The sequence below is a fragment of the Variovorax sp. SG517 genome (assembly GCF_013376045.1).
GTDB lineage: Bacteria > Pseudomonadota > Gammaproteobacteria > Burkholderiales > Burkholderiaceae_C > Variovorax.
Genome location: NZ_JABMJG010000007.1, coordinates 1 through 25,636 on the forward strand (window position 1 = coordinate 1; position 25,636 = coordinate 25,636).

A 25,636-nucleotide genomic window follows, 5' to 3' on the forward strand; every position below is an offset into this window, starting at 1 on the left:
TCAAGCTCAAACTCAAAGGCCTGAGCCCAGTACAGTACCGAACTCAGGCCTTGTGCCATTAGCTTCTAACTGTCCAACTTCTTGGGGTCAGTTCAAATCCCTGCCACGCCGGGCAGCGCGTCCGGCCTCGGCGGGACCGCCTCCCCGGGAAACTACAATCGCCAACCATGCCCGCCTCCAGCCCCATCGATCAGATCGCCGAGCGCGTCGAACGACTGCTCGTGCGTCACGAAGAGGTGCAGCGCACCAACGCGCTGCTGCAGGAACAGGTCGATGCGCTCACGCGCGAACGCGACGCACTGAAATCGCGGCTCGTCGCGGCCCGCACGCGCCTCGATGCCCTGCTCGAACGGCTGCCGGCAGAACCACCTTCCGAAGATTCCCCCGCATGAAGCAGATTGAAGTACAGATCATGGGACAGAGCTATCTGCTCGGCTGTCCCGACGGCGGCGAGGCGCAGCTGCGCCAAGCCGTCGAACGCGTGGATGCCGCCATGTGCAAGATCCGCGACGCGGGAAAAGTCAAGGCCCGCGACCGCATCGCGGTGCTGGCATCGCTGAACCTGGCATTCGACCTTGCCGCGCAGCAGGCCGCCGCCAGCGCGGCGCCTGCTCCGACAGCAGCGCCCGATACCACCGAAACCGACCCGAAAGCCGCCCAGCTCATTCAAAGACTCGATCAGGCCCTGGCGGGCGATGGACATTTGCTGTGAACGGGTTCCGCCGGCAGGGCTGTAGCGGTAAAATCCAAACTGTCTGCGGTGCGCGTTGGGCTTTATATGTCCTTGTTCCAATGCTCTACGGAGCCGGGCTTGGTAAATCGCTCGACGGGTGTGATCATCTCGCGTCAGATGAACCCGAAGTCTTGCTGCCCTCGCCCACCTGAACCCCGGTTCAGGATGCGAGTCCGGCGCCCACTTGCAGACACCTAATTCCGCCACGGCCCCCTGCACACGCTGCTCGGGGCCGTTGCTTTTTGCGATACAGAATTTCCGTGAACGTCTCCAGCCTGCTCGACCCCCTCCTCATCGCCGAACTCGCCGCCCTCGGGCTCGGCACCGGTTTCCTCGCAGGCCTGCTGGGCATCGGCGGCGGCATGCTGATGGTGCCCTTCATCACGATCATCATGGGCCACCGAGGCGCGCCGGCCGACCTCTCGGTGAAGATGGCCATCGCGACCTCGATGGCGACCATCATCTTCACCTCGGTATCGAGCGTGCGCGCGCACCACAAGCGCGGCGCGGTGCGCTGGGAGATCGTGCGGCGCCTCGCGCCCGGCATCGTCATCGGCAGCCTGGTGGGCAGCCTCGGCGTGTTCGCGCTGCTCAAGGGCACGGCGCTGGCGATCTTCTTCGCGCTGTTCGTGGGCTTCTCGGCCACGCAGATGTTCCTCGACAAGAAGCCCGCGCCCACGCGGCAGATGCCGGGCACGAGCGGCCAGCTCGCGGCGGGCGGCGCCATCGGCTTCATCTCGGGCCTGGTGGGCGCGGGCGGCGGCTTCATCAGCGTGCCGTTCATGACGTGGTGCAACATCTCCATCCACAACGCGGTGGCAACCAGCGCGGCGCTGGGCTTCCCGATCGCGGTGGCGAACGTGCTGGGCTATGCGGTCAGCGGACAGTCGGTGCAGGGCCTGCCGGCCGGCTCCTTCGGCTACATCTGGCAGCCCGCGCTGGTGGTGATCGCGCTGTGCAGCGTGATCACGGCGCCGCTGGGCGCGAAGGCCGCGCACAGCCTGCCGGTGAAGAAGCTCAAGCGCGTGTTCGCGAGCATCCTCTACCTGCTGGCGGCCTACATGCTCTGGAAGGGCCTGCACGGCTGATTCCCTTCGGGCCCAAGGCCCTTGCGCCAGAGGTGCGACTCGTTGCCGCCCGCGCGCCGCGAGCCGTATAACGGGGCCATGAAAATCCTCATCGCAGTCGACGGCAGCGCCTACACGCAGAAGGCGCTGGCTTATCTGGTCGCCAACCGGGCCATGTTCGTGGACGGGCACGAGCTGGTCATCGTGCACGTGTGCACGGGCATCTCGGGCCACGTCACGCGCCACCTCAGCAAGGAGATCGTCTCCGAGTACTACGCCGAGGAAAGCGCCAAGGTGATCGAGCCCGTGAAGGCCCAGCTCGCGGCGCAGGGCATCACAAACTACACGGTCGATGCGCGCCACGGCCACATCGCCGAGGAGATCCTCAAGTCGGCCGCCGCCGCGCAGGCGGGGCTGATCGTGCTCGGCACGCACGGCCACGGCATCCTGGGCCGCGCGCTGATGGGCTCGGTCGCCACCAAGGTGATCGCCGAGACGAACACCACGGTGCTGCTGGTTCAGTAAGCCGATCCGTCACTGCGTACGCTGCTGCCGCCACTCGCGCGGCGAGCAGCCGAATCGCTCCTTGAACGCGCGGCTGAAATGCGCCGCGTCGTTGAAGCCCCTGCCGTAGGCGATGTCCGCCACGGGCCGGCCCGCAAGGCGCGGCTCCAGCAGGTCGCGGCTGCAGGCCTCCAGCCTGCGCTCCCAGATGTACTGCGAAGGCGTGAGCGGCTCGCTCCTGAACACGCGGTGGATGTGGCTGACCGACACGCCCAGCCCCGCCGCCAGCGTGCTGACCGACAGCGAAGGATCGGCCAGCTGCTCGTCGATGCGCCGCTTCACGCGCGCCAGGTGGTACGCCACCAGATTGCTCAGCGAGGGCGCGCTGGCCGCCGGCAACGTCTGCAGCCCCGCCACCAGGATGTTCTGCACGCCGTTGGCCACCGCGAGGGCCGAGGCCGGCTGCAGCGTGTCGATGTCCTCGCGCAGCGTGCGGATCATGCCCAGCAGCAGGTGCCCCGCGCCCTCGCGGCCCGAAACGGTGGTGGCCGTGAGCGCCTGGGTGTCGCGCAGTTCGCTGCGCAGGCGCTCGCCGGGCAGCTTGAGCACGATCTGCTCGAATGATTCGTCGAACAGCAGCTGGTAGGGCCGCGTGCTGTCGTACAGCGCGAAGTCGCCGGCCGACAGCACCGCGTCGCGCCCGTCCTGCCGCACCACGCCCCGGCCGCGCGCCTGGATGCTCACGAGGAAATAGTCGTCGCTCGAATGCGAGATGTGTCCCGGCGTGCGCATCACCTTCTGCGGGCTCGAGGTGACGACCGACACGTCGAGCCCCGGCAGCGTGTGCTGGCGGATGCTGCCCTCGAAATCGCCCGAGCCGCCCGAATTGCCCTCGCGCACCGGGTCGCAGCCCAGCTGCACGTAGACGTTGCAGATCATGTCGGTCCAGTAGGCGAGCCGCTGGTCGCGCGGGACGGCGTCGGTGCTGAGCAGCTGGGTCATCGGGGTTCCTCGGAAGGCCTGAGGGGCAGCGAACGGATGCAACGCTGGAACAAGAACGCTGCCAAACCGGGTCAAGGCGTTCAGGCGGCGCGAATCTACGCTTCAAGCAACCCGCATGCCACAGCGCAAACCCGGTGACTGCGGACCACGCCTCGTTACTTTCATTGCATCTGGAGAAGCATCATGCCGACCACCGTCCACCCCAAGCTGCGCGTTGCCGCAGTGCAGGCCGCCCCCGTGTTCCTCGACCTCGACGGCACCATCGACAAGACCATCGACCTGATGGCGCAGGCCGCGAAACAGGGCGTGAAGCTCATCGCCTTCCCCGAGACCTGGGTGCCCGGCTACCCGTGGTGGATCTGGCTCGATTCGCCGGCCTGGGGCATGCAGTTCGTGCAGCGCTACCACGACAATTCGCTGGTCGTCGGCTCGGCCGAGTTCGAGCGCATCGCGCAGGCGGCGCGCAGGCTCGGCATCTGGGTGTCGCTCGGCTACAGCGAGAAGGCAGCCGGCAGCCTCTACATCGCGCAGGCGCTCATCGACGACCAGGGCCGCACGGTGCAGACGCGGCGCAAGCTCAAGCCCACGCACGTGGAGCGCACGGTGTTCGGTGAGGGCGACGGCTCCGACCTCGCCGTGGTCGAGACGCCGCTGGGCAACATCGGCTCGCTTGCCTGCTGGGAGCACCTGCAGCCACTGAGCAAGTACGCGATGTATTCGCAGAACGAGCAGATCCACTGCGGCGCCTGGCCGAGCTTCTCGCTCTACCGCGGCGCGGCCTACGCGCTGGGGCCCGAGGTCAACAACGCCGCGAGCCAGGTGTATGCGGCCGAGGGCCAGTGCTTCGTGATCGCGCCCTGTGCCACCGTGTCGAAAGCCATGAGCGAACTCATGTGCACCGACGCCGGCAAGCAGCAGATGCTGCGCATCGGCGGCGGCTATGCGCGCATCTTCGCGCCCGACGGCTCGCCACTGGGAACGCCTCTGGCAGAGGACGAGGAAGGCCTGGTCGTCGCCGACATCGACCTCGGCATGATCTCGCTCGCCAAGGCCGCCGGCGACCCGAGCGGCCACTACTCGCGACCCGACTGCACGCAGCTGCTATTCAACAAGACGCGTCGCGAGCCGGTCGTGGTGCAACAGGCGCCGTCGCCATTGCCCGCGCCGTCCGAACCCGAAGCCAGCGTGTCCGAGCCCGTCGCGGTCTGAACCCTCGGAGGCAAGCCATGGAATCCGCCATCGACGGGCACCTGAAGTGCCCCCGCACGCGCCACCGCCGCGTGGAAGACGACTACGTGCCGCCCTACCCCGCATGGTCGGCCCGCGCCCCTGTGTCGGTGAAGCAGGTCGTGATGGGCTACTTCGGCGTGCAGTCGCGCGGCCCGGAGATACAGGGCCGCGCCTGCGCCGCGCTGATGAAGATCGCGCGCGACTTCGCTCTGCCCGACGGCCCCGGCCATCACGACCTCACGCACTACGTCGACGCGCAGGGCTTCGACAACATGGTCGCCATCGCCTACTGGAGCGACCCCGCCGCCTACGCCCGCTGGTGCGCGACACCCGCCATCGACGCCTGGTGGCGCTCCGACGAGCGCCTCAGGGAAGGCCTGGGCTACTTCCGCGAGATCGCCTCGCCGCGCGTCGAGCATTTCGAGACCATGTTCAACACGCCCGACCGCTTCGAGGGCGTCGGCGTGGTCATGGGCGGCGTCAGCGGCGAGTTTCAGGAGCACGGCTACTGGGGTTCGATGCGCGACCGCATTCCGCTCTCGCAGACCGATGCGATGGCGCCATCGGGCACGCGGGCGGTGATCGCGGGCGCGCCGGCCCCGGGGCAGCGCGTGCGCATCGCGGGGCACGAGAACGTCGCGATGATCCGCTCCGGCCAGGAGTGGACCGACACCACCGGCCAGGAGCGCAAGCTCTACCTGGAAGACATGGAACCGGTGCTGCGCGAGGGCATGGACTTCCTGCGCGACCAGGGGCTGGGCATCGGCTGCTACAGCAACCGCTACATGCGCCACCTCGACGCGCAGGGCGCGCCGCTGCAGAAATCGTTCGGCCTGAGCTACTGGCGTTCGCTGGCCGACATGGAACGCTGGGCCGAGTCGCACCCCACGCACGTCGCGATCTTCGGCAGCTTCATGCGCTACGTGCAGGCGTTGAACTTCCAGCTGCAGCTGCGCGTGTACCACGAGGTGTCGGTGCTCAAGGCCGACGAGCAGAGCTACGAGTACGTCAACTGCCACGCGGGCAGCGGGCTGATGAACGGACTCGCGCCAGCAGCAGTCGGGGCTTGAACCGGCTCAGGCCGCGAACAGCCCCTTGTGCTCGTTGCGCAGCAGCGCCTTCTGCACCTTGCCCATGGCGTTGCGCGGCAGCTCGGGCACCACGAAGCAGCGCTTCGGAATCTTGAAATTGGCGAGCTTCGATTTCAGCTCCGCCACGATGGCATCGCCGTCGAGCGCCGCGCCCGCCTTGGGGATGACGATGGCCACGCCCACCTCGCCGAAGTCGGGGTGCGGCACGCCGACCACCGCGCTCTCGGCCACGCCCGCCATCTCGTTGATGTAGCCCTCGATCTCGGCGGGGTACACGTTGTAGCCGCCGCTGATGATCAGGTCCTTGCTGCGCCCGACGATGGTGATGTAGCCCCGGCCGTCGATCTTGCCCACGTCGCCGGTCTTGAAGAAGCCGTCCGCGGTGAACTCTTCCTTCGTCTTCTCGGGCATGCGCCAGTAGCCTGCGAACACGTTGGGGCCGCTGACCTCGATGTTGCCGATCTCGTCGGTGGTGCAGTCGCGGCCGCTGTCGTCGCGCACGCGCAGCTGCACGCCCGGCAGCGCGAAGCCGACGGTGCCGCCGCGGCGTTCGCCCTGCTCGGGCCGGTAGGGGTTGGAGGTGAGCATGACCGTCTCGCTCATGCCGTAGCGCTCCAGGATGGTGTGGCCCGTGCGCTCGCGCCATTCGTCGAAGGTCTCGATGAGCAGCGGCGCCGATCCCGCGATGAACAGGCGCATGTTGCGCACCGCCTCGCGCGTGAGGCCGGGCTCGGCCAGCAGGCGCACGTACAGCGTGGGCACGCCCATGAACACGGTGGCCTCGGGCAGCTTCTGCACCACGCGCTTCGGATCGAACTTCGCGAACCACAGGATCTTGCTGCCGTTGAGCAGCGCGCCGTGCAGCGCGACGAACAGGCCGTGCACGTGGAAGATGGGCAGCGCATGGATCAGCACGTCGCCTTCGGTCCAGCCCCAGTAGTCCTTCAGCACCTCGGCGTTCGACAGCAGGTTGCCGTGCGTGAGCATCGCGCCCTTGCTGCGGCCGGTGGTGCCGCTGGTGTAGAGGATGGCTGCCATGTCGCCGGCCTTGCGCTGCGCGGGCAAGTGCTGGTCGCTGCACTGCGCGGCCACGTCGAGCAGCGTGCCGGTGCGGTCGTCGTCCAGCGTGAAGACGTGCTTCGTGCCCGCCGCGGTGGCGATGGGCGCGACCCACGAGGCGTTGCGGCTGGTACACACCACCACGGCCGGCTCGGCGTTGCCGATGAAGTATTCGATCTCTGCGCTCTGGTAGGCGGTGTTCAGAGGCAGGAACACGTAGCCCGCGCGCAGCGTGGCGAGGTACAGCAGCATCGCCTCGACCGACTTCTCGACCTGCACCGCGATGCGCGCGCCCTTCTCCAGCTTCAGAGCGTCGAGCAGGTTGGCGATCATGGCGCTGGCGCGTTCGAGGTCGCGCCAGGAATAGAACAGGCCGCTGTCGGTTTCGACGGCGATGCCGTCGAGGTCGGCAGGGAATGCCGCGCGCAGGGCGGCGAACAGGTTGGCGTTGGCGGACTTCTTCATTCGGACGATTGCTTGGCTTGGCTTCAGAAATTCGGGGTGCGCTTGGCAAGGAAGGCGGCGATGCCCTCGCGGTGTTCCGCGGAATCGGCGTAATCGTAGGCGGTGGCCAGCAGGCCGTGGGCCGAAGGTGCGCCGGCGCGCAGCACGGCGAAGGTGGCCTTGTGCAGGCGCGCGGCCTGCGGGGAGAGCGCGGCGATGCGCTCGGCGTGCGACTGGGCAGCGAGCGGAACTTCGTTGTCGGGCAGCACCTGCAGCAAAAAGCCTGCGTCGTACAGGCGCTGCGCACCATGCACGCCGGCGGCCAGCAGCATGTCGCGCGCGAGCACGTCGCCGATGGCGCAATGGACCAGCGCCGCTTCGCGCGGCGCCATCGGGAAACCGAGCTTGGCGATGGGCGCACCGAACTTCGCGGACGCGCCGGCCAGGCGGATGTCGCAGCAGCTCGCGATCTCGATGCCCGCGCCCATGCAGGCGCCCTCGATCTGCGCGACCAGCGGCAGCGGGCAGTCGAGCATGGCCTGCAGTGCGGCCCAGACCTCGTTCTCGTGGAACTCGCGCAGGCTGGGCTCGCTGAAGCGGAACGACGGGTACTCGGAAATATCGCCGCCCGCGCAGAAGGCGCCACCCTCGCCGCGCACGATCACGCAGCGCAGGGCGTTGTCGCTGTCGCCATCGCCATCGCTGCGCAGGCCGTCGAACACCGCGCGCAGTTCGCGCCACATGGCGCGCGTCATGGCGTTGAGCCGCCCCGCGTTCGACAGCGTGACGACCGCGATGGCGCCGTCGCGGCGCAGGGAGATGGAGCTTCCAGTCGTCATTCGAGCTTGGCGCCCGAGGCCTTCACCACCGCGGCCCAGCGCTTGATCTCGGCATTGACGAAGCTGCCGTAGGCGGTGGTGGTGAGGTTCGGGATCTCGGAACCGTTCTGGGCCCAGATGCCCTTCAGGTCGTCGGTGGCCAGCGACTTCTTCATGTCGTCGATGGCGCGCGCCTGCGTGTCGGCCGGCGTGCCCTTGGGCGCCCACAGGCCGTACCAGGTGGTCACGGTGTACTCGGGCAGGCCCACTTCGGCGGCGCAGGGCACGTCGGGGAAGGCCGGGTTGCGCTTGGTGCCGGCCACCATCAGCGCCTTGATGCGGCCGCTCTTGATGTGCTGCGCCGAGGAGCCCAGGCCGTCGAACATCAGGTCGACGTTGCCCGAGATCAGGTCCGACAGCGCCGGGCCCGCGCCGCGGTACGGAATGTGCGTGATGAAGGTGCCGGTCTGGATCTTGAAGAGCTCGCCCGCCAGGTGGTGCGAGGTGCCCGAGCCGGCCGAGCCGTAGTTGAACTTGCCGGGGTTGCGCTTCACCAGCGCGATGAATTCCTGGATGGTGTTGGCCTGCACCCGCTTCGGGTTGATCACCACCACCTGCGGCACGTTGGCCAGCAGCATCAGCGGCACGAAGTCTTTCTCGATGTCGTAGTCGAGCTTCGGGTAGATGGACGGCGCGATCGCGTGGTGCACCGCGCCCATGAAAAGCGTGTAGCCGTCGGCCGGCGCCTTGGCGGCGATGCTGGCGCCCAGCGTGCCCCCTGCCCCGCCGCGGTTGTCGATGACCAGCGTCTGCCCCGCGACGCGCGAGAACTGCCCCGACAGCGGCCGCGCGAAAGCGTCCGTGCCGCCACCGGCCGGGAACGGCACGATCATCGTCACGGGCTTCGTCGGCCAGCCCTGCTGGGCCCGCGCGGCGCCGCACAGAACGGCCGCACCGGCGGCGGCCACGCGCAGTACGTCGCGGCGCTGAAAGCTTGAATTCATTTGTCTCATCTCCTGTGTGTCGTTGTGGATCTTGCCGCCCCGTGCGGCTGCCGGCCTTGTGTGCGCCGGCTCTTTGCTCTGCTTCGACTTCCTCTGCTTCCTCTTTGACGGACTTCAGCCTTTCTTGAAATACAGGCCTTCGATGTCTCCCGATACCGCCACCCTGCCCTCGGCCAGCCAGGCGCGGTGCTTGTCCAGGCGCTTGAGGTCATAAAGGTAGTTGACCATGAGCCCGTAGGACTGCTTGTGCCCCTTGGGCGACGGATCGCCGGCCCAGTTCAGGCGCTCGACGCGCGCGCCGTTGCCGAGGTGGAATCGCGCCACCGGATCGGCCGGCGTGCCGTCGACCAGAGCGCGGCCGAGATACTCGGCGGCCGCCTGCATCAGCCACTGCCGCAGCGGCGACTTGGCGTCGAAGCTCGCGGCGCCGTCCACGGCGGCGAGCAGGCGCTCGGCCGTCGGCGGTAGCGAGCCGACGAGGCGGCCCAGTTCGGCCTCGCGCTTCTCGTCCAGGCGCGGCAGCAGGTCGGCGGCGTTCTTCGCGAGCCAGGTGCGAAAACCCGGAATCGGCGAGAGCGTGGCGAAGGTCTTCAGGCGCGGCAGTTCTTCCTGCAGCGTCTCGACCACGCGCTTGATGAGCGAGTCGCCGAAGCTCACGCCGCGCAGGCCGTTCTGCGTGTTGCTGATCGAATAGAAGATGGCGGTGGTGGCCCGCGCCGCGGGCACCGGCACCGCGGTTTCGTCGAGCAGCGGCGTGATGCCGTCGCTGATGCGGTCGACCAGCGCCACCTCGACGAAGATCAGCGGCTCGTTGGGCAGGCGCGGATGGAAGAAGCCGTAGCAGCGGCGGTCGCTGTCGTCGAGCCGGTTCTTCACGTCGGACCAGCTCTTGATGTCGTGCACCGCCTCGTAGCGGATGAGCTTCTCGATCAGCGAGGCCGGCGAATCCCAGTCGATGCGGCGAAGCTCCAGGAAGGCGACGTCGAACCAGGTGGAGAAGAGCTGTTCGAGCTCTGCATCGAGCGCGAGCAGGCGCTTGTCGGCCTTCAGGCACGGCAGCAGGTCGGCGCGCAGGTCGACCAGGAAGCGCATGCCCTCGGGCTCGACCGCGAAGCGCTGCAGCAGGCGCATGCGCGGCGACACCAGCGCGCGGCGCAGGCGCAGCTCGGCTTGGCCCTCGTCGGGCGTGCCGACTGCGGCCTGGTGCTGGTCACGCGCGGTCTTGAGCTTCTGCGCATCGGCGGCGAAATGCTCGCTCATGAGCGCCCAGTAATCGCGGCGCTCGTCGGCCGTGGCGGCGCGGTAGGCGTCGGCAATGGCATGCGCGCGGCGGCCGCCCTCGACCTCGCTCACGCGCGGGTCGATCACGGCCTGCAGGTCGGCCAGCACGCGGCGCAGCGCGCGCGGCGACAGGGCCTCGTCGGCCTTGCGCAGCGTGGCCTGAAGGCGCTCGGCGGTCGTGCGGACGCTGGGCTTGGGCGCGTTCTTCGATGCGCTCTTTGCCACGCCTTCGGGCGCCACGGGCACTTTGGATTTCTCTCCAGAACGCAGCCGCGCCTGGAACCATTCGGTCGCACTCATTGGGGCACTCCAATGCTTGAAGGGGTTGTCACGCCTGTCACGACATCACCCTGGATTTCTGCTGGCGCGCGACCTCGCGCAGCGCCTCGCGCTGGCGGGTGAGGTGCGTGCGCATGGCTGCGTCGGCGCCCTCGCTGTCGCGCGCCTTCAGCGCCGCGAACACGGCCAGGTGCTCCGACAGGCTCTGCTCGAGCCGCCCCGGGGCATGCAGCTGCTGCAGCCGGGCGAGCTTGAGGATCTTGCGCAGGTCGCCGATCACCTGGGCCAGCCACTTGTTGTCGGCCAGCTTGATGATCGCCTCGTGGATGATGTGATTGGTCGCGTAGTAGTCGTTGATGCGCTTGGCCCTGGCGTGGCGCACGAGGCGCTCGTGCAGCGCGTCGAGCTCCTGCAGTTCGGCGTCGCTGGCGTTGCGGGCCGCCTCGTAGGCGCAGCGGCCTTCGAGCAGCGCGATGACCGGGAAGATCTCGTCGAGATCGCGCTCGGTCACCTCGTTGACGAAGCAGCCGCGGCGCGGCTCGTGGCGCAGCAGGCCTTCGGCAGTGAGCACCTTGAGCGCTTCGCGCAGCGGCGTGCGCGAGATGGAGAGCCGCTCGCACAGGGCGATCTCGTCGACGAAGCTCCCGGGGGCCAGCGAGCCGTCGAAGATCTGCTCGCGCAGCGTGGCGGCGACTTCGTCGTGCAGGGAGTTGGGGACCAGGCGCATGGGATCAGGGGCGCATAATTTCCTGTAATTACACGTAATTCTGAGCCCGCTCACCGCCCGGCGCAAGTGCCGCACGTCGAATGCACGGCGGGTAGTTACCCTTAAAACAAACGGCCCCGAAGGGCCCTTTGCCCCGAAGGGCCCTTTTCCCTGAAAGCTCAGGCGCGCGCGGCGCTGGCCGTCTTGCCGCCGGTGCGGCCGAACCAGAACCACAGCGCGATGCCCGCGACGATCATCGGGATGCTCAGCCACTGCCCCTGGCTCAGGTTGAGCGCCCGCAGGCCGAGGAAGTCATCGGGCTCGCGGAAGAACTCGGCCACGAAGCGCAGCACGCCGTAGCCGATGAGGAACACCGAGGCCACCTGACCCTGCTTGCGCTCCTTGCGTGCATAGAGCCACATCACGACGAAGAGCAGCAGCCCCTCGAGCAGGAACTGGTAGACCTGCGAGGGATGGCGCGGCAGCATCGATCCGCTCTGCGGAAACACCATGCCCCAGGGCAGGTCGGGGCTGCTGAAGCGGCCCCACAGCTCGCCGTTGATGAAGTTGCCCACGCGGCCGGCCGCGAGGCCCGTCGGCACGCAGGGCGAGACGAAGTCCATCACCTGCCAGAACGGCCGCTTGCGCGAATACGAGAACCACACCATCGCGCCGATCACGCCAAGCAGCCCGCCGTGGAAGCTCATGCCGCCCTGCCACACGTAGAGGATCTCGAGCGGATGCGTGAGATAGAACTCGGGCTTGTAGAACAGGCAATAGCCCAGCCGACCGCCGACGATGACGCCCATTACGCCGAGGAAAAGAATGTCCTCGATGTCCCTGCGCTGCCACACGCCCGCATCCACCAGGCTGCGGAAAGGCTCGTGCCGCAGGCGGCGCGTGCCGAGGAAATAGAACAGCGCAAACGCGGCCAGGTAGGTCAGGCCGTACCAGTGAATGGCCACCGGCCCGATTTGCAGGGCGATGGGGTCGATATGCGGATACATGAGCATCCGCGGATTGTGCCCCGGCCGGATGTCGGGGCCGGGACGGGGCTTTTCAGGTGGAAATCAGCGCCCGAACTTCCACCACAAGAGCCCCGCGACCAGGGCCGGCACCGCGAAGATCAGCAGGAAGATCGGCAGTTCCTCGGCCACCGAATACCCGGCCTTGATCACGCCCACGGCCATGTTGATGCCCGCCCCGACGAACCACGCCGGGATGAACCACTTGGCCGCCACGGCCAGCGCCGCCGGGGAGCCGTCGCCCAGCAGGCGCCCGGCCAACAGGAACACCGCCAGCAGCACGAAGCCGCCGCCCATCACCATGATCGTGTGCATGTCGTTCGTCCTCCTCGCGGCATCTTGCCGGATCTGCACGCGGGTCAGCGCGTCGTGTAGCCGCCATTGGCGAAGATCGTCTGGCCGGTGATCCACCAGCCCTCGGTGACGAGGAAACGCACGATGGGCGCGATGTCCTCGATGTCGGTCAGGCCCTTCTTCGAGAACTTGCTGAGCGCGGCAGCGCTGCTGTGGTACTCCACGGCCTCCTTGCTCTCCTGGCCGTAGAAGAACGGCGTGTCCATGGGCCCGGGGCCGATGGCGTTGACCGAGATGCCGCGCTCGCCGAACTCCTTCGATGCGGCGCGCGTGTAGTGCTCCACCGCGGCCTTCGAGCCCGGGTAGATCGCATAGAACGGCGTGTAGGCCGCCAGCAGCGAGCTCACCAGCGTGACGATGCTGCCGCCGTCGGCCAGCGTGCGGCCGGCCTGCTGGATGAAGAAGAAGGCGGCCTTGGCGTTGGCGTCGAAGCTCTTGTCGTAGTCGGCTTCGGTGACGTCGAGGATCGGCTTCTTGATGACCACGCCGGCCGTGTTGATCGCGATGTCGACCTGGCCGAAGTGCTTCACCGCCTTGTCGAACAGGCCGACGCAGTTCTCGACCACCGAGAGGTCGCCCTGCACCAGCAGCGTGTCGGCACCCTTGGCCTTGAGTTCGGCGGCGGTCTTCTCGGCATCGGCGCGCGAGGCGTCGCTGTTGTAGTGGATGGCGATGCCCCTGGCGCCGCCGTCGACCAGCTGGTGGCCGATGAGAGCGCCGAGGTTCTTGCCGCCGCCGGCGATGACGGCGACCTTGTTCTTGAGGGTGCGTGCGGACATGGAATGGCCTCCTTGGTTGAAGCTTGGATGTGTGACGGGAGAGGCCAGTCTATTGATCGCCTTCGCAGAGATAAATAGATCGTTCAAGGCTAGACTATTCAGGACTTCACGAACAATCGAGTTCCCTTTCCTTCTCCACTCCATGGACCGCATCGACCTCCTCCAGGTCTTCGTACGCGTGGCCGAAACCGGCAGCTTCACGCGCGCCGCCGACCGCCTGGGCCTGCCGCGCGCCAGCGTCTCCACGGCCGTGCAGCAGCTCGAAACCCGCCTCGGCTCCCGCCTTTTGCACCGGACCACGCGCCGCGTCGGCCTCACGCCCGACGGCGAAGTGATGCTGGAGCGCGCCCGCGCGCTGGTAGCCGACATGGAGGACATGGAGCAGCAGTTCCTGCCCGCGCATGGCCAGGTGAGCGGGCGCCTGAAGGTCGACGTGCCCAGCCGCATCGCGCGGCGGCTCATCGCGCCCGCGCTTCCGGAGTTCTTCAGGCGCCATCCGGCCATCGAACTGGAACTGGGCTCCAGCGACCGCGCGGTGGACCTCGTGCTCGAAGGCGTCGACTGCGCGCTGCGCGTCGGCCCGCTGGCCAGCAGCAGCCTCGTGGCGCGTCCCATCGGGCATTTCACGCTGATCAACTGCGCGAGCCCAGCCTACCTCGAGCGCCACGGCACGCCGCGCACGCCCGCCGACCTGCCGCAGCACGTCGCCGTCAACTACGCCTCGCCGACCAGCGGCCGCGCCGCGCCCTGGGAATGGCTGCGCGACGGCGAGACCGCGACACTGCGCATGCGCAGCCAGGTGGCGGCGAACAACGCCGAGACCTACATCGCCTGCGCGCTGGCCGGGCTGGGCCTGATCCAGATTCCGGCCTACGACGTGCGCGAGCACCTGGCAGCCGGCGAGCTGGTCGAGGTGCTGCCCGAGGCCCGCGCCGAGCCGCTGCCCGTGCAGCTGGTATATCCGCACCGGCGCAACCTCTCGCGGCGCATGCAGGCCTTCGCAGGCTGGCTCGAGACGGTGCTGGCCGATGCGCTCGACAAGCCGGCGCAGCCCGCTGGCGGACGTACTCGCAAGGCCCGCTAAGCCTCGCCCCGGCTCTTCGAACCAGCCCCCCGCTCGCGCACGAAGGCGATGAAGCGCGCGAGCGCCGGACTGGCCGCTCCCTCGGGCCACACCAGGCTGGTCTCGCAGGCAGGCAACTCCGGCGGGGTACGACGCCGCGGGGCCGGCGCGAACTCCTCGGCACGCCGGTACACCACGCCCGCACGGCGGAACTGCGTGACGCTCTCCGGCACCCAGGCCACGCCGATGCCGCCCGAGACGAGGTTCACGATGGTCTGCATCTGTATCGCCTCCTGCCCCAGTTGCGGCGTGCGGCCGGCAGCGTGGTACAGGTCGAAGATGGCGTCGTGCAGCGAAGGCACGATGCGGCGCGGAAAGATCACCAGCGGCTCGGCGAGCACGTCCGCCAGGAGCAGCTTGCCGGTGCGCGCGAGCGCATGCCGCTCGGGCAGCGCCAGCACCAGCGGCTCCTCCGACACGGCAAGGCGCGCGAGCCCGGGCGGCGCGGCGCCGGGCGAATGCAGCATCAGCCCGGCATCGATCTCGCCGCGCGCGAATGCTTCGAGCTGCACGTCGCCGGTGGCCTCCACCAGCTCCAGCGCGACCTCGGGGCACAGCACGCGGAATTCGCGCACCCATGCGGGCAGCTGCTCGAAGCCCACCGTCGACACGAAGCCGATCCGCACCCGCCCCACCTGCCCCGCCGCCGCCGCGCGTGCCCGCGCAGGCAGTGCCTGCGCGCGGGCCAGCAGCTCTCGCACGTCGGGCAGCAGCGCCTCGCCCGCCGGCGTGAGCGCCACGCGCCGCCGGGTGCGGTCGAACAGCACCACGCCCAGCGTCTTCTCCAGCTGGGCGATGGCCTGGGTGACCGGCGGCTGCGTCATGTGCAGCCGCTGCGCGGCGCGGCCGAAGTGCAGTTCCTCGGCCACGGCGACGAACTGGCGCCAGGCCCGCAGGTCGACGAGGGCTTCATTCATATGCCGAGCATATCAATCTGCAATTGAAAATGGATTGGAAGCAATCAATCAGAAGTCCGATACTTGAGCCCCCCCCCCGATCTCCCCACGACAGAAGAGACACCATGGACACCAAGCCAATCCAGATCAACCGCCGCAGCGCCAACATCGTCGAAGGCAAGAGCCGCGCCCCCAACCGCTCGATGTTCTACGCCATGGGCTACGAGGAAGGCGACTTCAAGAAGCCGATGGTCGGCGTCGCCAACGGCCACAGCACCATCACGCCGTGCAACTCGGGCCTGCAGAAGCTGGCAGACGCGGCCATCGCCGGCATCGAGGAAGCCGGCGGCAACGCGCAGGTGTTCGGCACCCCCACCATCTCCGACGGCATGGCCATGGGCACCGAGGGCATGAAGTACTCGCTGGTCAGCCGCGAAGTCATCTCCGACTGCATCGAGACCTGCGTGGGCGGCCAGTGGATGGACGGCGTGCTGGTGGTCGGCGGCTGCGACAAGAACATGCCCGGCGGCCTCATGGGCATGCTGCGCGCCAACGTGCCGGCCATCTACGTCTACGGCGGCACCATCCTTCCCGGCAAATACAAGGGCCAGGACCTGAACATCGTGAGCGTGTTCGAGGCCGTGGGCCAGAACGCCGCCGGCAACATGAGCGACGAAGACCTGCACGAGATCGAGAAGCGCGCCATTCCCGGCACCGGCTCGTGCGGCGGCATGTACACCGCCAACACCATGTCGAGCGCATTCGAGGCGCTGGGCATCTCGCTGCCCTACTCGTCGACCATGGCCAACCCGCACGACGAGAAGGCCAACTCGGCCAAGGAATCGGCCAAGGTGCTGATCGAGGCCATCAAGAAAGACCTTAAGCCGCGCGACATCGTGACCAAGAAGGCCATCGAGAACGCCGTTGCCGTCATCATGGCCACGGGCGGCTCGACCAACGCGGTGCTGCACTTCCTGGCGATCGCGCATGCCGCCGAGGTCGAGTGGACCATCGACGACTTCGAGCGCATGCGCAAGAAGGTGCCCGTGATCTGCGACCTGAAGCCCTCGGGCAAGTACCTCGCGGTCGACCTGCACCAGGCCGGCGGCATCCCGCAAGTGATGAAGGTGCTGCTGAACGCGGGCCTGCTGCACGGCGACTGCATCACCATCAGCGGCCAGACCATCGCCGAAGTGCTCAAGGACGTGCCGGACGTGCCGCGCGCCGACCAGGACGTGATCCGCACCATCGACAACCCGATGTACGAGGAAGGCCACCTCGCCATCCTCAAGGGCAACCTGTCGCCCGAGGGCGCTGTCGCCAAGATCACCGGCCTGAAGAACCCCGTCATCACCGGCCCGGCCCGCGTGTTCGACGACGAGCAGTCGGCGCTCAAGGCGATCCTGGACGGCAAGATCAAGGCCGGCGACGTGATGGTGCTGCGCTACCTCGGCCCCAAGGGCGGCCCCGGCATGCCCGAGATGCTGGCGCCGACCGGCGCACTCATCGGCGCGGGCCTCGGCGAGAGCGTGGGCCTGATCACCGACGGCCGCTTCTCCGGCGGCACCTGGGGCATGGTGGTGGGCCACGTGGCGCCCGAAGCCGCTGCCGGCGGCACCATCGCCTTCGTGAACGAGGGCGACTCGATCACCATCGACGCGCACCAGCTCAAGCTCGAACTGAACGTGCCCGAAGCCGAGATCGCCAAGCGCCGCGAAGGCTGGAAGGCCCCCGCTCCGCGCTACACGCGCGGCGTGCAGGCGAAGTTCGCGTTCAACGCGTCGAGCGCCAGCTCGGGCGCGGTGCTCGACAAGTTCTGATCCTTGCGCGAAACACCGAGGAACCGGCTTTGCCGGGCCTCGGTGTTGCCCCCGGTCGGGGGTTGGCGAAGTGACACGAAGTGCACGCAGCCTGGGGGCGAGCCTTGCCTAAGCCATCATCCACGCGCCGTAGCCGAAGGCCAGGAAACCAAGGCCGACGATCGCGAGGATGCTGCGCGACTGGAAATCCATCGCCGGCGGCAGGCTCTGCACGAGAAAGTGCAGCATGGCGCCGGCGCCGACGGTCATGAAGCCCGCGCCGAACTGCTTCATCGGGCTCGGGTCCGGATAGAGGAAGACGAGCGCGAAGCCGGCCAGGAAGACGAGGTTGGCAAGCACGGTGCCGCGCGTGCGCCAGCGCTTCTGGCCGGGCGTGGGTTCGCGTACCTGCGCCCGCTCATAGGTGCCTTGCCTTTCGCGCGCGTCCTGGCGCGCCATGCCTATGAAGAACAGGCCGAACATCGCGGGAAAGGCACCGAAGATGCCGAGCCCCCAGACGCCACCCCACATGTTCTGGAAATCGGCCACCAGCGCCTGCGCGGGGTCGGCCACGCGGTAGCGCACCTCTACCGGATCGCCCCACTCCTTGCCCGACAGTCCGCCGCCGAGGCCCTTGACGCGGCGCTTCTGCCCATCCGGCGTGACGTACTCGACGATGGGCGCGCGCGATACGGTGACGCGGCCCTTGCTGTCCTTGCTCTGCTCGTCGACGAATTCGACCAGGCTGCCCTGCACGCTCGCGGTGCCGGCGATCGACTGGTAGCGATTCCAGCCGAGGGTGGCCGCGCCATAGAGACCGGCGCAGCCGATGAGCAAGGCGCCCACGCCCACACCCCAGAAGAAGTTCTTGAGCCAACCCACGAGCCCGCCGATGGCCGGGCCGATCAGCAGCGACAGTCCGAAGACGATCAGCGCGCGGGTGGTGGCTTCCTCGTCCATGGCACTTCAGCGTGATGCATGCGGTGCGCGGACTCCGGCCGATGGAAGAACAAGCGGCTCAGCGGCGCGGCCGCTGCCCGTTGCCGGTCTTCATGCCCATGTTGTTCTTCTGGCGGTCGATGCGCGCCTGCTTGCGACGGTCTTCCCGCTCGACGACCTTGCGCTTGGTGTAGCCCGACGAATCGGCCCACGCCCACCATGCGACGGCCATCGCGAACGGCGACAGCACGATCCACCAGCTCCATGTGGCGACCATGCCGATCTCGAAATACTTGAGGGCCAGAGCAAGCAGGCCCAATCCCAGAAACCACATCGCGAATCCCTCAGGGTTGTATTGGCAACGCATCCGGCGCCGTGCACGGGCCTACCTACAATCGCGTTGAGTCGAATGTAACTCAGCATTTAACAATTACACCCCATGAAAAGAGTCTTGCTGCCGGCAGTCCTGGGCCTCGGCCTCACCGCACTCGCCGCGCCTGCCTTCGCCGATCTGGCGCTGGCGACCTCGAAGAACTGCATGAGCTGCCACGCGGTCGAGCGCAAGGTCCTCGGCCCCTCGTTCAAGGACGTGGCCGCCAAGTACAAGGACGACAAGGGTGCCGTCGACACCCTCGCCAACAAGATCATGAAGGGCGGCTCCGGCGTGTGGGGGCCGGTGCCGATGCCAGCGAACAACCAGGTCAGCGAAGCCGACGCGAAGAAGCTCGCAGCCTGGGTGCTGTCGACGAAGTAAGCCCGCCGCCGGGCCTGGCTTTGCGTCAGATCTGCGGGTTGATGTCGGCCGGCACGGGCCGGCGCTCGATGCGGTCCTCGAGCTGGCCGATGTGGGCAGCCAGGGTGTTGTCGGTCTGGTCCGAGCGCAGTCGGATCGCCGTCTCGAGCTGCTCCAGCCGCGCCAGGATCGCCGTCTGGCGATCGGCGTTCTGCGCCATGTGCTTGTTCTCCTGCGCCTCCAGGAAGTTGCGCAGCTCGGTGAAGCGCGATGCCTCCGCCTTGTCGGCCAGGTCGCGCTGGGCCTGCATTTCCTTGGTGTGGCGCTTGGTGTCGATCAGCACCGAACTGTGCAGGTACAGCACATAGACGAGGAAGAAGGCCGCCAGCACCGCGGTCAGCCCCAGCATCAGGAGGCCCAGCGGGGCCGAGACGGTCATGAAGCCCAGCCACACGTCGGTGGGCGTGGCCAGCGTGCCCCAGTTGAGCGCGGCGAGCGCCACGATGAGCAGCACGACGACGAAAAGAAAAGCGGATCTCACGCCCATTTGGGGCCTCCTTCGGAAAGATCGAACACGTCGGAACCCGTGCGCATCGAGGCGCGCGGTGGTTGCGACGGTTTTACCTCAGCGAAGAGCCCCGTTCGGCGCAAATGGCCGCATAAACGGCCATGTCCTACAGCACTAATGCACTGCTGGTCAGTTCGTCTGCGACAACTGCTCCAGGATCGCCGGATTCTGCCGGCACCTCACATCGCTGCGCGATATGAGTGCCGTCTTCACCTGCTAACGTGCTTCGCACGTACCGGCCTCCGGCCGGATCCCGGATCAGTTCGTCTGCGACAACTGCTCCAGGATCGCAGGGTTTTCCAGCGTCGACGTGTCCTGCGTGATCGCCTCGCCCTTGGCGATGCTGCGCAGCAGGCGGCGCATGATCTTGCCGCTGCGGGTCTTGGGCAGGTTGTCGCCGAAGCGGATGTCCTTGGGCTTGGCGATGGGGCCGATTTCCTTGGCGACCCAGTTGCGCAGTTCGTTGGCGATCTGCTTGGCTTCCTCGCCGGTCGGGCGTGAGCGCTTGAGAACGACAAAGGCGCACACGGCCTCGCCCGTCACGTCGTCGGGGCGGCCCACCACGGCGGCTTCTGCCACCAGGTCGGTCTTGGCGACCAGCGCCGATTCGATCTCCATCGTCCCCAGGCGGTGGCCCGACACATTCAGCACGTCGTCGATACGGCCGGTGATGCGGAAGTAGCCGCGGTCGGCGCTGCGCACCGCGCCGTCGCCGGCGAGGTAGATCGTGCCGCCCATTTCCTCGGGGAAGTAGCTCTTCTTGAAGCGCTCGGGGTCGTTCCAGATCGTGCGGATCATCGAGGGCCAGGGCCGCTTGATGACCAGCATGCCGCCCGCGCCGTTGGGCAGGTCTTTACCGGTCTCGTCGACGATGGCGGCCATGATGCCCGGCAGCGGCAGCGTGCACGAGCCCGGCACCAGCGGCGTGGCGCCCGGCAGCGGCGTGATGACGTGGCCGCCGGTCTCGGTCTGCCAGAAGGTGTCGACGATGGGGCAGCGCTCGCCGCCCACATTGCGGTGGTACCACATCCAGGCCTCGGGATTGATCGGCTCGCCGACCGACCCGAGGATGCGCAGGCTGGTGAGGTCCCAGTTCTTCGGATGCACCTTCTCGTCGCCGTCGGCCGCCTTGATGAGCGAGCGGATCGCGGTGGGCGCCGTGTAGAACACGCTGACCTTGTGCTTCTCGATCATCTGCCAGAAGCGGCCCGCGTGCGGGAAGGTCGGGATGCCCTCGAACACCACCTGCGTGGCACCGGCCGCGAGCGGGCCGTAGGCGACGTAGGTGTGGCCGGTGATCCAGCCGATGTCGGCGGTGCACCAGAACACGTCCTCGGGGCGGATGTCGAAGGTCCAGTCCATCGTGAGCTTCGCCCACAGCAGGTAGCCGCCGGTGGAGTGCTGCACGCCCTTGGGCTTGCCGGTGGAGCCCGAGGTGTAGAGGATGAAGAGCGGATGCTCGGCGTTGACCGGCACAGGCGCGCATTCGGTGCCCTGCCCCTTCAGCGCCTCGGTGAAGCTGATGTCGCGGCCCTCGACGCGGTTCCACGCGGTGGGCGTGCGCTCGTACACCAGCACGGTCTTGATCGACTCGCAGCCGCCCAGCGCGATGCCGTCGTCCACGATGGCCTTCAGCGGCAGCTCCTTGCCGCCGCGCAGTTGGTAGTTGGCCGTGATGACCGCCACCGCGCCCGCGTCGATGATTCGCTCCTGCAGCGCCTTGGCCGAGAAGCCGCCGAACACCACGCTGTGGGTGGCGCCGATGCGCGCACAGGCCTGCATGGCGACGACGCCCTCGATGGTCATCGGCATGTAGACGATGACGCGGTCGCCCTTCTTGATGCCGCGCGCCTTCAGCGCGTTGGCGAACTGGCTCACGCGCGCGAGCAGCTCCTTGTAGGTGACCTTGGTGACGGTGCCGTCGTCGGCCTCGAAGACGATGGCGGTCTTGTTCTCGACCGGGGTGCCGATGTGCCTGTCGAGGCAGTTGGCGCTGGCGTTGAGCTCGCCGTCGCCGAACCACTGGTAGAACGGCGCATTCGATTCGTCGAGCGTCCTGGTGAAGGGCTTGGTCCAGTTCAGGTTGTCCTTGGCCAGGCGGGTCCAGAAACCCTCGAAGTCGTTCTCGGCTTCCTTGCACAGGGCCTCGTAGGCGGCCATGCCGGAAATGCGTGCGCCTTGCGTGGCGCGGCCGTCCGGCGGGAAGACGCGGTTCTCGACCAGGACGGATTCAATGTTCTTCGATGCGCTGCTGCTCATGCTCTTTGTCTCCAGGATGGGTGCGGCCGTAATGTCGGCGGACCCACTTACGGGTCACTGACGGCTGCCATGTTAGAGCCTGTTCGATGGCCCTCTCGGGGTTATCACGAGGGCGTCACCGGGACACCCCTAGAATTCGCGGTCCTCCACAACCGGACTGCAGATGTCTGCTCCCGACCCTTTCGACACCCGGAACCCGCCCGTACCACGCCGTGGTTCGCCGCTTCGCCCCCTGCCCAAGCTGATCTTCGCAAGCCGCTGGCTGCAGCTGCCGCTGTACCTGGGCCTGATCGTGGCGCAGGCGGTGTATGTGGTGCACTTCCTGGTCGAGTTGCTGCACCTGGTGGAGGCCGCCTTCGGCTCCAAGGATGCGCTGCAGGCGCTAATCACCAGCATCGGCTACAAGACCACGGCGCCAGTGGGCACGCTGAACGAGACGGTCATCATGCTCGTGGTGCTCGCGCTGATCGACGTGGTGATGATCTCCAACCTGCTTATCATGGTGATCGTTGGCGGCTACGAAACCTTCGTGAGCCGCATGGACCTCGAAGGCCACCGCGACCAGCCCGAGTGGCTGAGCCATGTGAACGCCTCGGTGCTCAAGGTGAAGCTGGCCACCGCCATCATCGGCATCAGCTCCATCCACCTGCTGAAGACCTTCATCAACGCGGACAACTACACAGACCGCGTGCTGATCGCGCAGACCGTGATCCACATCGCGTTCCTGTTCTCGGCGATGGCCATCGCCTACACCGACCGGCTGATGGCACCTGCCCATCCGCCCGCCGACCCGCACTGAGCCTGTTCAGCCGCCCCGACCCGCCTGCGGCAGCACGTCCCAGGCGGGTGGATCGGTGAAGCGCGCGGCCAGAAAATCGAGCATCGTGCGCAGCGTGGCCGGCATGTGCTTGCGCGATGCATACACCGCGTACATGCCTACCACCTGCGGCTCGAAATCACCGAAGAGCCGCACCAGTTCGCCGGACTGCAGCAGCTGCGACGTGAGGTATGTCGGCAGCATCGCGATGCCGGCCCCTGCCCTCGCCAGGTACATCAGGCTCGCCGCATCGTTGGTCGACACGTTGCCGCCGACCGCCACCGACACCGGCTCCCCGCTTTCCTTGCGCGTGAAATTCCAAAGACTGCGCCCGAAGTACGAGTGCGTGAGGCAGTTACGCTGCGCCAGCTCTTCCACGCTCGACGGCCTGCCGTGCTCCTTCAGATAGGCCGGTGAGGCACACACCACCGAACGGCAATCGGTGAGCCGCCGCGCAATCAGGTTCGGGTCGATCTCGGCCGCCACGCGGATCGCGAGGTCGATGCGTTCGTCGACGAGGTTCACCGCACGATCCAGCAGCACCAGGTCGACCGCCACGCCCGGATAGATCCGCACATAGTCGGCCATGGCATCGGCCAGTTGGGCCTGTGCGAACGAAGTGCTGGCCGTGATGCGAAGCTGCCCGCGCGGAGCCTCCGCCGGATGCCGCACCGCGGCCTGCATGTCGCCCGTGAGCTCCAGCACCTGGCGGCAGCGCGGCAGGAGCTCCTCTCCCGCCGCCGTGAGGCTCAGGCGACGCGTCGTGCGATGCAGCAGGCGCGCACCGGTCCACTGCTCCAGTTCGGCGACATAGCGCGTGACGACCGGGCGGGACATGTCGAGCTTGTCGGCCGCGGCCGAAAGACTGCCCGAATCGACCACGGCGACGAACACGCGCATTGCATTCAATCGATCCATTCGAACGATTTTAGGAATAAACAAGCGCGCAAATCGAGGTATTTCTTTCGAAACCAGAAACCTAAGATTCGCTCCATCCCATCCCGATCTCTCGATCCTTCCGATCTTTCACAGGAGTCACCATGAGCCACATCGCCATCATCGGCGCCACCGGACGCGCCGGCAGCCAGCTTCTCGACGAGGCCCTGCGCCGCGGCCACACCGTCACCGCCATCGCCCGCAAGGCCAGCGCCAAGCTGGCGGGCCGCGCCAACGTGAAGGCCGTCGATCTCGACGTGCTCGACGGCGCTGCGCTTGAGAAGACCCTGGCCGGCCACGACGCCGTGTTCAGCGCCGCGCACTTCGCCACCGTGCCGCCCGCGGCCATCATCGAGCCAACGAAGCGCGCCGGCGTGAAGCGCCTGCTGGTGGTCGGCGGCGCGGGCAGCCTGTTCGCGGCGCCCGGCCTGAAGGTGATCGACACGCCCAACTTCCCCGACGCGTACCGCGCCGAAGCCTCGGCCGGCGGCGTGTTCCTCGACACGCTGCGCAACGAGAAGGACCTGGACTGGACCTTCCTCTCGCCCTCCGCCGAATTCGTCGAAGGCGAGCGCACCGGCAAGTTCCGCCTGGGCAAGGACGACCTGCTCGTGAGCGCCGAAGGCCGCAGCTGGATCAGCTTCGCGGACTACGCGATCGCGTTCATCGACGAACTCGAAAAGCCCGCGCACTCGCGCCAGCGCTACACCATCGGATATTGAGCTGCAGGCAGAAAACAAAAAAGGACCTGCGAGGGTCCTTTTTTCGTTTGAGCCGGCCGGATCAACGCCCGGTCATGTTCTCCGGCACCACCCACTGGTCGAACTGCTCGGCCGTCAGGTGGCCCGATGCGATCGCCGCATCGCGCAGGCTGGTGCCTTCCTTGTGCGCCTTCTTCGCGATGTAGGCCGACTTGTCGTAGCCGATGTGCGTGTTCAGCGCCGTCACCAGCATCAGCGAGCGCTGCACCAGCTCGGTGATGCGCTCGCGGTTGGGCTCGATGCCCACCGCGCAGTGGTCGTTGAAGCTCACCATGCCGTCGGCCAGCAGGCGTACGCTCTGCAGGAAGTTGTGCGCCACCATCGGACGGAACACGTTCAGCTCGAAGTTGCCCGAGGCGCCGCCGATGTTGATGGCCACGTCGTTGCCGAACACCTGCGCGGCCAGCATCGTCACCGCCTCGCTCTGCGTCGGGTTGACCTTGCCCGGCATGATCGACGAGCCCGGCTCGTTCTCGGGAATGCTCAGTTCGCCGATGCCGCTGCGCGGGCCGCTGGCGAGCCAGCGCACGTCGTTGGCGATCTTGTTCATGCTGGCGGCCAGCGTCTTCAGCGCGCCGTGCGCGTGCACCAGCGCATCGACGCTGGCCATGGCTTCGAACTTGTTCGGCGCGGTCACGAACGGTAGGCCGGTGAGCTTCGCCAGTTCGGCCGCCACCTGCTCCGCATAGCCCTTGGGCGCATTGAGGCCGGTGCCGACGGCCGTGCCGCCCAGCGCCAGTTCGCACAGGTGCGGCAGCGCGGCGCGCACGTGCGCCTCGCCATGAGCCAGCTGCGCGACATAGCCGGAGAACTCCTGGCCCAGCGTGAGGGGCGTGGCGTCCTGCAGGTGGGTGCGGCCGATCTTCACGATGTCGGCGAAGTCCTTCGACTTCTGCTCCAGCGTGCCGCGCAGCTTCGCGATGGCCGGCAGCAGCTTGTGGGTGATGGCCTCGACGGCCGCCACGTGCATCGCCGTGGGGAACACGTCGTTGCTCGACTGGCTGCGGTTCACGTCGTCGTTCGGGTGCACGAGGCGTCCTTCACCGCGCTCGCCGCCGAGGATTTCGCTGGCGCGGTTGGCCAGCACCTCGTTGACGTTCATGTTGGTCTGCGTGCCCGAGCCGGTCTGCCAGACTACCAGCGGGAACTCGCCCGGGTGCTTGCCGGCGATGACCTCGTCGGCCGCGGCCACGATCGCGTTGGTTTTCTTCTCGTCCTGCAGGCCCAGCGCGTGGTTGACCACGGCGGAAGCGCGCTTGACCTGGGCCAGCGCCTTGATGATCTCGCGCGGCTGCTGCTCGCCGGAGATGTCGAAGTTCTGCAGCGAGCGCTGCGTCTGCGCGCCCCACAGCTTGTCGGCCGGCACGTCGATGGGTCCGAAGGTATCGCGCTCGGCACGGGTCTTGGGGGAAGTCGTCATGAGAAAAAG

28 protein-coding genes are annotated in these 25,636 nt (G+C 67.5%); 12 read left to right on the plus strand and 16 right to left on the minus strand.

All coding sequences use genetic code 11. The annotated features are described in order from the left end of the window. The 5 genes from FHT32_RS35460 to FHT32_RS21200 form a co-directional block, all read left to right on the plus strand. Positions 1–62, plus strand: a 62-nt coding sequence (locus FHT32_RS35460) for an IS3 family transposase (protein ID WP_371132171.1), incomplete at its 5' end; no start/stop codon positions are given. Between the two features lie 105 nt (positions 63–167). Then, positions 168–392 (plus strand): hypothetical protein, encoded by a 225-nt coding sequence (locus FHT32_RS21185; protein ID WP_019652365.1) that lies wholly within the window; start codon positions 168–170, stop codon positions 390–392. Next, complete coding sequence (locus FHT32_RS21190; protein WP_176666591.1) at positions 389–712, plus strand: cell division protein ZapA; 324 nt, start codon at positions 389–391, stop codon at positions 710–712. Before FHT32_RS21185 ends, FHT32_RS21190 begins: the two co-directional genes overlap by 4 nt. A 281-nt stretch (positions 713–993) precedes the next feature. Beyond that, the gene (locus FHT32_RS21195; protein ID WP_176666592.1) at positions 994–1,821 is read left to right on the plus strand and encodes a sulfite exporter TauE/SafE family protein; all 828 of its coding nucleotides are present in this window, start codon (positions 994–996) and stop codon (positions 1,819–1,821) included. A 78-nt stretch (positions 1,822–1,899) separates the two neighbouring features. After that, positions 1,900–2,325, plus strand: a complete 426-nt coding sequence (locus FHT32_RS21200; protein WP_176666593.1) for a universal stress protein — start codon at positions 1,900–1,902, stop codon at positions 2,323–2,325. A gap of 9 nt (positions 2,326–2,334) precedes the next feature. On the opposite strand, the gene FHT32_RS21205 is transcribed toward FHT32_RS21200, so the two are convergent. After that, positions 2,335–3,306: a helix-turn-helix domain-containing protein gene (locus FHT32_RS21205; RefSeq protein ID WP_176666594.1), complete on the minus strand. Its 972-nt coding sequence runs from the start codon at positions 3,304–3,306 to the stop codon at positions 2,335–2,337. A gap of 183 nt (positions 3,307–3,489) precedes the next feature. On the opposite strand from FHT32_RS21205, the gene FHT32_RS21210 reads away from it, so the two are divergent. Continuing rightward, on the plus strand, positions 3,490–4,515 hold the full coding sequence (locus FHT32_RS21210) for a carbon-nitrogen hydrolase family protein (RefSeq protein ID WP_176666595.1): 1,026 nt from the start codon (positions 3,490–3,492) through the stop codon (positions 4,513–4,515). 17 nt (positions 4,516–4,532) lie between these two features. Next, positions 4,533–5,606, plus strand: a complete 1,074-nt coding sequence (locus FHT32_RS21215) for a phenylacetaldoxime dehydratase family protein (protein WP_176666596.1) — start codon at positions 4,533–4,535, stop codon at positions 5,604–5,606. A gap of 6 nt (positions 5,607–5,612) precedes the next feature. On the opposite strand, the gene FHT32_RS21220 is transcribed toward FHT32_RS21215, so the two are convergent. The 8 genes from FHT32_RS21220 to FHT32_RS21255 all read right to left on the minus strand — a co-directional run bounded on the left by FHT32_RS21220 (position 5,613) and on the right by FHT32_RS21255 (position 13,376). Further along, positions 5,613–7,151 carry a malonyl-CoA synthase gene (locus tag FHT32_RS21220; RefSeq protein ID WP_176666597.1) on the minus strand — a complete coding sequence of 513 codons (1,539 nt, stop codon included), beginning with the start codon at positions 7,149–7,151 and terminating at the stop codon, positions 5,613–5,615. A 23-nt stretch (positions 7,152–7,174) separates the two neighbouring features. After that, positions 7,175–7,969: an enoyl-CoA hydratase/isomerase family protein gene (locus FHT32_RS21225; protein ID WP_176666598.1), complete on the minus strand. Its 795-nt coding sequence runs from the start codon at positions 7,967–7,969 to the stop codon at positions 7,175–7,177. Then, a complete protein-coding gene (locus FHT32_RS21230; protein ID WP_176666599.1) occupies positions 7,966–8,952 on the minus strand; it encodes a tripartite tricarboxylate transporter substrate binding protein in 987 nt (328 codons plus the stop codon). Before FHT32_RS21230 ends, FHT32_RS21225 begins: the two co-directional genes overlap by 4 nt. Positions 8,953–9,066: 114 nt before the next feature. Beyond that, entirely contained in the window at positions 9,067–10,533 is a 1,467-nt protein-coding gene (locus tag FHT32_RS21235) for a malonyl-CoA decarboxylase (RefSeq protein WP_176666600.1), read from the minus strand. A gap of 37 nt (positions 10,534–10,570) precedes the next feature. Beyond that, entirely contained in the window at positions 10,571–11,239 is a 669-nt protein-coding gene (locus FHT32_RS21240; RefSeq protein ID WP_176666601.1) for a GntR family transcriptional regulator, read from the minus strand. 158 nt (positions 11,240–11,397) lie between these two features. Then, positions 11,398–12,231: a prolipoprotein diacylglyceryl transferase gene (gene lgt / locus FHT32_RS21245; RefSeq protein WP_176666602.1), complete on the minus strand. Its 834-nt coding sequence runs from the start codon at positions 12,229–12,231 to the stop codon at positions 11,398–11,400. Positions 12,232–12,288: 57 nt separating this feature from the next. After that, a complete protein-coding gene (locus FHT32_RS21250) occupies positions 12,289–12,558 on the minus strand; it encodes a hypothetical protein (RefSeq protein WP_176666603.1) in 270 nt (89 codons plus the stop codon). Positions 12,559–12,602: 44 nt separating this feature from the next. Beyond that, complete coding sequence (locus FHT32_RS21255; RefSeq protein ID WP_176666604.1) at positions 12,603–13,376, minus strand: SDR family oxidoreductase; 774 nt, start codon at positions 13,374–13,376, stop codon at positions 12,603–12,605. A gap of 142 nt (positions 13,377–13,518) precedes the next feature. Here FHT32_RS21255 and FHT32_RS21260 point away from each other — a divergent pair, with 142 nt between their 5' ends. Continuing rightward, on the plus strand, positions 13,519–14,460 hold the full coding sequence (locus tag FHT32_RS21260) for a LysR family transcriptional regulator (RefSeq protein ID WP_176666605.1): 942 nt from the start codon (positions 13,519–13,521) through the stop codon (positions 14,458–14,460). On the opposite strand, the gene FHT32_RS21265 is transcribed toward FHT32_RS21260, so the two are convergent. Then, positions 14,457–15,416 (minus strand): LysR family transcriptional regulator, encoded by a 960-nt coding sequence (locus tag FHT32_RS21265; RefSeq protein WP_176666606.1) that lies wholly within the window; start codon positions 15,414–15,416, stop codon positions 14,457–14,459. The genes FHT32_RS21260 and FHT32_RS21265 overlap by 4 nt on opposite strands. Before the next feature lie 104 nt (positions 15,417–15,520). On the opposite strand from FHT32_RS21265, the gene ilvD reads away from it, so the two are divergent. After that, positions 15,521–17,215, plus strand: coding sequence for a dihydroxy-acid dehydratase (ilvD, locus tag FHT32_RS21270; protein ID WP_176666607.1), 1,695 nt, complete (start codon positions 15,521–15,523; stop codon positions 17,213–17,215). Between the two features lie 108 nt (positions 17,216–17,323). On the opposite strand, the gene FHT32_RS21275 is transcribed toward ilvD, so the two are convergent. After that, the gene (locus tag FHT32_RS21275; RefSeq protein ID WP_176666608.1) at positions 17,324–18,154 is read right to left on the minus strand and encodes a DUF3592 domain-containing protein; all 831 of its coding nucleotides are present in this window, start codon (positions 18,152–18,154) and stop codon (positions 17,324–17,326) included. A gap of 58 nt (positions 18,155–18,212) precedes the next feature. Then, the gene (locus FHT32_RS21280; RefSeq protein ID WP_176666609.1) at positions 18,213–18,467 is read right to left on the minus strand and encodes a TIGR04438 family Trp-rich protein; all 255 of its coding nucleotides are present in this window, start codon (positions 18,465–18,467) and stop codon (positions 18,213–18,215) included. A 105-nt stretch (positions 18,468–18,572) separates the two neighbouring features. Between FHT32_RS21280 and FHT32_RS21285 the strand changes: the two genes are divergently transcribed. Continuing rightward, a complete protein-coding gene (locus FHT32_RS21285) occupies positions 18,573–18,887 on the plus strand; it encodes a c-type cytochrome (protein WP_176666610.1) in 315 nt (104 codons plus the stop codon). A gap of 25 nt (positions 18,888–18,912) precedes the next feature. On the opposite strand, the gene FHT32_RS21290 is transcribed toward FHT32_RS21285, so the two are convergent. Beyond that, positions 18,913–19,413, minus strand: a complete 501-nt coding sequence (locus tag FHT32_RS21290; protein WP_176666611.1) for a LapA family protein — start codon at positions 19,411–19,413, stop codon at positions 18,913–18,915. A gap of 279 nt (positions 19,414–19,692) precedes the next feature. Beyond that, on the minus strand, positions 19,693–21,693 hold the full coding sequence (acs, locus tag FHT32_RS21295; protein WP_176666612.1) for an acetate--CoA ligase: 2,001 nt from the start codon (positions 21,691–21,693) through the stop codon (positions 19,693–19,695). Between the two features lie 163 nt (positions 21,694–21,856). Between acs and FHT32_RS21300 the strand changes: the two genes are divergently transcribed. Then, complete coding sequence (locus FHT32_RS21300; protein ID WP_176666613.1) at positions 21,857–22,492, plus strand: YqhA family protein; 636 nt, start codon at positions 21,857–21,859, stop codon at positions 22,490–22,492. Positions 22,493–22,498: 6 nt separating this feature from the next. Here FHT32_RS21300 and FHT32_RS21305 read toward each other — a convergent pair whose 3' ends face one another. Then, complete coding sequence (locus FHT32_RS21305) at positions 22,499–23,428, minus strand: LysR family transcriptional regulator (protein ID WP_176666614.1); 930 nt, start codon at positions 23,426–23,428, stop codon at positions 22,499–22,501. Between the two features lie 122 nt (positions 23,429–23,550). Between FHT32_RS21305 and FHT32_RS21310 the strand changes: the two genes are divergently transcribed. Beyond that, entirely contained in the window at positions 23,551–24,168 is a 618-nt protein-coding gene (locus tag FHT32_RS21310) for an NAD(P)-dependent oxidoreductase (protein WP_176666615.1), read from the plus strand. Between the two features lie 61 nt (positions 24,169–24,229). Here the strand turns inward: FHT32_RS21310 and fumC are convergent, their stop codons facing one another. Beyond that, entirely contained in the window at positions 24,230–25,627 is a 1,398-nt protein-coding gene (gene fumC, locus FHT32_RS21315) for a class II fumarate hydratase (RefSeq protein WP_176666616.1), read from the minus strand. Positions 25,628–25,636: the final 9 nt, after the last annotated feature.

Coding starts and splice junctions, on each gene's coding strand:
- FHT32_RS21185 (WP_019652365.1), top strand. CDS start 168: ATGCCCGCCTCCAGCCCCATCGATCAGATCGCCGAGCGCGTCGAACGA.
- FHT32_RS21190 (WP_176666591.1), top strand. CDS start 389: ATGAAGCAGATTGAAGTACAGATCATGGGACAGAGCTATCTGCTCGGC.
- FHT32_RS21200 (WP_176666593.1), top strand. CDS start 1,900: ATGAAAATCCTCATCGCAGTCGACGGCAGCGCCTACACGCAGAAGGCG.
- FHT32_RS21205 (WP_176666594.1), bottom strand. CDS start 3,306: ATGACCCAGCTGCTCAGCACCGACGCCGTCCCGCGCGACCAGCGGCTC.
- FHT32_RS21210 (WP_176666595.1), top strand. CDS start 3,490: ATGCCGACCACCGTCCACCCCAAGCTGCGCGTTGCCGCAGTGCAGGCC.
- FHT32_RS21215 (WP_176666596.1), top strand. CDS start 4,533: ATGGAATCCGCCATCGACGGGCACCTGAAGTGCCCCCGCACGCGCCAC.
- FHT32_RS21220 (WP_176666597.1), bottom strand. CDS start 7,151: ATGAAGAAGTCCGCCAACGCCAACCTGTTCGCCGCCCTGCGCGCGGCA.
- FHT32_RS21225 (WP_176666598.1), bottom strand. CDS start 7,969: ATGACGACTGGAAGCTCCATCTCCCTGCGCCGCGACGGCGCCATCGCG.
- FHT32_RS21230 (WP_176666599.1), bottom strand. CDS start 8,952: ATGAATTCAAGCTTTCAGCGCCGCGACGTACTGCGCGTGGCCGCCGCC.
- FHT32_RS21235 (WP_176666600.1), bottom strand. CDS start 10,533: ATGAGTGCGACCGAATGGTTCCAGGCGCGGCTGCGTTCTGGAGAGAAA.
- FHT32_RS21240 (WP_176666601.1), bottom strand. CDS start 11,239: ATGCGCCTGGTCCCCAACTCCCTGCACGACGAAGTCGCCGCCACGCTG.
- lgt (WP_176666602.1), bottom strand. CDS start 12,231: ATGCTCATGTATCCGCATATCGACCCCATCGCCCTGCAAATCGGGCCG.
- FHT32_RS21250 (WP_176666603.1), bottom strand. CDS start 12,558: ATGCACACGATCATGGTGATGGGCGGCGGCTTCGTGCTGCTGGCGGTG.
- FHT32_RS21255 (WP_176666604.1), bottom strand. CDS start 13,376: ATGTCCGCACGCACCCTCAAGAACAAGGTCGCCGTCATCGCCGGCGGC.
- FHT32_RS21260 (WP_176666605.1), top strand. CDS start 13,519: ATGGACCGCATCGACCTCCTCCAGGTCTTCGTACGCGTGGCCGAAACC.
- FHT32_RS21265 (WP_176666606.1), bottom strand. CDS start 15,416: ATGAATGAAGCCCTCGTCGACCTGCGGGCCTGGCGCCAGTTCGTCGCC.
- ilvD (WP_176666607.1), top strand. CDS start 15,521: ATGGACACCAAGCCAATCCAGATCAACCGCCGCAGCGCCAACATCGTC.
- FHT32_RS21275 (WP_176666608.1), bottom strand. CDS start 18,154: ATGGACGAGGAAGCCACCACCCGCGCGCTGATCGTCTTCGGACTGTCG.
- FHT32_RS21280 (WP_176666609.1), bottom strand. CDS start 18,467: ATGTGGTTTCTGGGATTGGGCCTGCTTGCTCTGGCCCTCAAGTATTTC.
- FHT32_RS21285 (WP_176666610.1), top strand. CDS start 18,573: ATGAAAAGAGTCTTGCTGCCGGCAGTCCTGGGCCTCGGCCTCACCGCA.
- FHT32_RS21290 (WP_176666611.1), bottom strand. CDS start 19,413: ATGGGCGTGAGATCCGCTTTTCTTTTCGTCGTCGTGCTGCTCATCGTG.
- acs (WP_176666612.1), bottom strand. CDS start 21,693: ATGAGCAGCAGCGCATCGAAGAACATTGAATCCGTCCTGGTCGAGAAC.
- FHT32_RS21300 (WP_176666613.1), top strand. CDS start 21,857: ATGTCTGCTCCCGACCCTTTCGACACCCGGAACCCGCCCGTACCACGC.
- FHT32_RS21305 (WP_176666614.1), bottom strand. CDS start 23,428: ATGGATCGATTGAATGCAATGCGCGTGTTCGTCGCCGTGGTCGATTCG.
- FHT32_RS21310 (WP_176666615.1), top strand. CDS start 23,551: ATGAGCCACATCGCCATCATCGGCGCCACCGGACGCGCCGGCAGCCAG.
- fumC (WP_176666616.1), bottom strand. CDS start 25,627: ATGACGACTTCCCCCAAGACCCGTGCCGAGCGCGATACCTTCGGACCC.